The sequence below is a fragment of the Rhodococcus yananensis genome (assembly GCF_020515525.1).
GTDB lineage: Bacteria > Actinomycetota > Actinomycetes > Mycobacteriales > Mycobacteriaceae > Rhodococcus > Rhodococcus yananensis.
The window spans coordinates 1-5,106 of record NZ_JAIYEP010000137.1; the positions used below are offsets into that span (position 1 = coordinate 1).

A 5,106-nucleotide genomic window follows, 5' to 3' on the forward strand; every position below is an offset into this window, starting at 1 on the left:
TGTCTCAGACACCGCACAGTGGACGCGTAACACCTTCGTGGTAAGACCTCGGCCTATTAGTACCAGTCACCTCCACACATTACTGCGCTTCCAGTTCTGGCCTATCAACCCGGTGATCTGCCGGGGGCCTTACCCCCTCAACGGGGGTGAGAAACCTCATCTTGGAACAGGCTTCCCGCTTAGATGCTTTCAGCGGTTATCCCTTCCGAACGTAGCCAACCAGCCATGCTCCTGGCGGAACAACTGGCACACCAGAGGTTCGTCCGTCCCGGTCCTCTCGTACTAGGGACAGCCTTCCTCAAGTTTCTAACGCGCGCGGCGGATAGAGACCGAACTGTCTCACGACGTTCTAAACCCAGCTCGCGTGCCGCTTTAATGGGCGAACAGCCCAACCCTTGGGACCTACTCCAGCCCCAGGATGCGACGAGCCGACATCGAGGTGCCAAACCATCCCGTCGATATGGACTCTTGGGGAAGATCAGCCTGTTATCCCCGGGGTACCTTTTATCCGTTGAGCGACACCGCTTCCACATGCCGGTGCCGGATCACTAGTCCCGACTTTCGTCCCTGCTCGACCTGTCAGTCTCACAGTCAAGCTCCCTTGTGCACTTACACTCAACACCTGATTGCCAACCAGGCTGAGGGAACCTTTGGGCGCCTCCGTTACATTTTGGGAGGCAACCGCCCCAGTTAAACTACCCACCAGGCACTGTCCCTGAACCCGATCAGGGCCCGAGGTTAGACATCCAATACGATCAGAGTGGTATTTCAACAACGACTCCACGAACACTGGCGTGCCCGCATCACAGTCTCCCACCTATCCTACACAAACCGAACCGAACACCAATACCAAGCTATAGTGAAGGTCCCGGGGTCTTTTCGTCCTGCCGCGCGTAACGAGCATCTTTACTCGTAATGCAATTTCGCCGAGTCTGTGGTCGAGACAGCAGAGAAGTCGTTACGCCATTCGTGCAGGTCGGAACTTACCCGACAAGGAATTTCGCTACCTTAGGATGGTTATAGTTACCACCGCCGTTTACTGGGGCTTAAATTCTCAGCTTCGCAGCCCGAAAGCCACTAACCGGTCCTCTTAACCTTCCAGCACCGGGCAGGCGTCAGTCCGTATACATCGTCTTACGACTTCGCACGGACCTGTGTTTTTAGTAAACAGTCGCTTCTCTCTGGTCTCTGCGACCCAACCCAGCTCCGGAAGCACATTCCATCACCAGATCAGGTCCCCCTTCTCCCGAAGTTACGGGGGCATTTTGCCGAGTTCCTTGACCACAGTTCTCTCGATCGCCTCGGTATTCTCTACCTGACCACCTGTGTCGGTTTGGGGTACGGGCCGTGTGAAAACTCACTAGAGGCTTTTCTCGACAGCATAGGATCACTGAATTCCCCTCAACGGGTACGCATCACCTCTCAGGCACATGAGACACGGATTTACCTATGTCCCGCCCTACCGGCTTACACCAGGTAATCCACCACCTGGCCCAGCTACCTTCCTGCGTCACCCCATCGCTTGACTACTACACCGAAGGTCCCGCGCAGCAACCTCACCACACCCGAAGGTGCCGGCTCAGCATTTGGACGGTTAGTACCGATGATTCACCACTGGGCGCGTTCACACGGGTACGGGAATATCAACCCGTTGTCCATCGACTACGCCTGTCGGCCTCGCCTTAGGTCCCGACTCACCCTGGGCGGATTAACCTGCCCCAGGAACCCTTGGTCATTCGGCGGACGAGTTTCTCACTCGTCTTTCGCTACTCATGCCTGCATTCTCACTCGCACAGCCTCCACAACTAGCTCACGCTGCTGCTTCCACGGCTGCACGACGCTCCCCTACCCACCCACACCACTGCCGGAAAGACCGTAACCCTTCCGAGGTGTTGTGTGAGTGCCGCGGCTTCGGCGGTGTACTTGAGCCCCGCTACATTGTCGGCGCAGAACCACTTGACCAGTGAGCTATTACGCACTCTTTCAAGGGTGGCTGCTTCTAAGCCAACCTCCTGGTTGTCTCAGCGATCCCACATCCTTTTCCACTTAGTACACGCTTAGGGGCCTTAGCCGGCGATCTGGGCTGTTTCCCTCTCGACTACGAAGCTTATCCCCCGCAGTCTCACTGCCGCGCTCTCACACCCTGGCATTCGGAGTTTGGCTGACGTCAGTAACCTTGTAGGGCCCATCGGCCATCCAGTAGCTCTACCTCCAGAGTGAAACACGCGACGCTGCACCTAAATGCATTTCGGGGAGAACCAGCTATCACGGAGTTTGATTGGCCTTTCACCCCTACCCACAACTCATCCCCTCAGTTTTCAACCTAAGTGGGTTCGGGCCTCCACGACGTCTTACCGTCGCTTCACCCTGGCCATGGGTAGATCACTCCGCTTCGGGTCTAGAACATGCCACTACACCGCCCTATTCGGACTCGCTTTCGCTACGACTACCCCACACGGGTTAACCTCGCGACATGCCACTAACTCGCAGGCTCATTCTTCAAAAGGCACGCCATCACCCGCAGTGAACAAGTCACTCACAGGCTCTGACGGATTGTAAGCGCACGGTTTCAGGTACTATTTCACTCCCCTCCCGGGGTACTTTTCACCTTTCCCTCACGGTACTAGTCCGCTATCGGTCACCAGGGAGTATTCAGGCTTATCGGGTGGTCCCGACAGATTCACACCGGATTTCACGGGCCCGGTGCTACTTGGGTATCTCCCACGAGAGTCGGCACATTTTCGTCTACGGGACTCTCACCCACTACGGCAGGCCGTTCCAGACCATTTCGACTAATGCACCGATTTCTTACTCCCGCCCATCATGACAGTGATGAGAAGAAAGACCCCACAACCCCACGAGTGCAACGCCTGCCAGCTATCACACACCCGCGGTTTAGCCTCTTCCGCTTTCGCTCGCCACTACTCACGGAATCACATGTTGTTTTCTCTTCCTGTGGGTACTGAGATGTTTCACTTCCCCACGTTCCCTCCACACGCCCTATATATTCAGGCGCGGGTAACACGACATCACTCGTGCTGGGTTTCCCCATTCGGACACCCTCGGATCACAGCTCGGTTGACAGCTCCCCGAGGCTTATCGCAGCCTCCCACGTCCTTCATCGGCTCCTGGTGCCAAGGCATCCACCGTACGCTCATAAACACTTACAACAAAGATGCTCGCGTCCACTGTGCAGTTCTCAAACAACACACAACAACCCCTACCGGAACCCACCCACAGGCGAAGAACTTTCGCAGGTCATCGTCACTGAAAAAACACTCACGTGTTCCCTCAGGACCCAACAGTGCACCGATATATCACCCACCGGCCGGCCATCAGACCCACCGAACGCGGATGAACCTGTCAGCGTTCCACCCATGAGCTCCCGTGTGACACATACGGCCACAAACGGGCTCTGCCAGAGAACGATCCGACTGTTCGGACCATCACCCTGGAGTTGCTCCTTAGAAAGGAGGTGATCCAGCCGCACCTTCCGGTACGGCTACCTTGTTACGACTTCGTCCCAATCGCCGATCCCACCTTCGACGGCTCCCTCCCACAAGGGGTTAGGCCACCGGCTTCGGGTGTTACCGACTTTCATGACGTGACGGGCGGTGTGTACAAGGCCCGGGAACGTATTCACCGCAGCGTTGCTGATCTGCGATTACTAGCGACTCCGACTTCACGGGGTCGAGTTGCAGACCCCGATCCGAACTGAGACCGGCTTTAAGGGATTCGCTCCACCTCACGGTATCGCAGCCCTCTGTACCGACCATTGTAGCATGTGTGAAGCCCTGGACATAAGGGGCATGATGACTTGACGTCGTCCCCACCTTCCTCCGAGTTGACCCCGGCAGTCTCCTGCGAGTCCCCAACCGAATTGCTGGCAACACAGGACAAGGGTTGCGCTCGTTGCGGGACTTAACCCAACATCTCACGACACGAGCTGACGACAGCCATGCACCACCTGTACACCGACCACAAGGGAAACCCCATCTCTGAGGCGATCCGGTGTATGTCAAACCCAGGTAAGGTTCTTCGCGTTGCATCGAATTAATCCACATGCTCCGCCGCTTGTGCGGGCCCCCGTCAATTCCTTTGAGTTTTAGCCTTGCGGCCGTACTCCCCAGGCGGGGCGCTTAATGCGTTGGCTACGGCACGGATCCCGTGGAAGGAAACCCACACCTAGCGCCCACCGTTTACGGCGTGGACTACCAGGGTATCTAATCCTGTTCGCTACCCACGCTTTCGCTCCTCAGCGTCAGTTACTGCCCAGAGACCCGCCTTCGCCACCGGTGTTCCTCCTGATATCTGCGCATTTCACCGCTACACCAGGAATTCCAGTCTCCCCTGCAGTACTCTAGTCTGCCCGTATCGCCTGCACGCCCGCAGTTGAGCTGCGGGATTTCACAGACGACGCGACAAACCGCCTACGAGCTCTTTACGCCCAGTAATTCCGGACAACGCTCGCACCCTACGTATTACCGCGGCTGCTGGCACGTAGTTGGCCGGTGCTTCTTCTCCAGGTACCGTCACTTGCGCTTCGTCCCTGGTGAAAGAGGTTTACAACCCGAAGGCCGTCATCCCTCACGCGGCGTCGCTGCATCAGGCTTGCGCCCATTGTGCAATATTCCCCACTGCTGCCTCCCGTAGGAGTCTGGGCCGTGTCTCAGTCCCAGTGTGGCCGGTCGCCCTCTCAGGCCGGCTACCCGTCGTCGCCTTGGTAGGCCATTACCCCACCAACAAGCTGATAGGCCGCGGGCTCATCCTGCACCGAAAAACTTTCCACTTCCCGCCATGCAGCAGGAAGTCATATCCGGTATTAGACCCAGTTTCCCGGGCTTATCCCGAAGTGCAGGGCAGATCACCCACGTGTTACTCACCCGTTCGCCACTAATCCACCCAGCAAGCTGGGCTTCATCGTTCGACTTGCATGTGTTAAGCACGCCGCCAGCGTTCGTCCTGAGCCAGGATCAAACTCTCCGTTAAAGACTCTCGATCAACACCCCGAAGGGCCGATCAGTCATAGACAAAAGAGCCGAATCACTAGCATAAAAACTCAAACTAGCAAAAACACTGACCATCACAGACGGAAGAATGTGACAG

General features: G+C 56.7%; 2 rRNA genes. Both read right to left on the minus strand.

Features of this window, described 5'->3' with window-relative positions:
• Positions 1-36: 36 nt before the first annotated feature.
• Positions 37-3,170, minus strand: a 23S ribosomal RNA gene (locus tag LDQ05_RS19170).
• 298 nt (positions 3,171-3,468) lie between these two features.
• Positions 3,469-4,989 (minus strand): 16S ribosomal RNA (locus LDQ05_RS19175).
• Together the 16S and 23S rRNA genes form the textbook arrangement of a ribosomal RNA operon.
• Between the last annotated feature and the right edge of the window lie 117 nt (positions 4,990-5,106).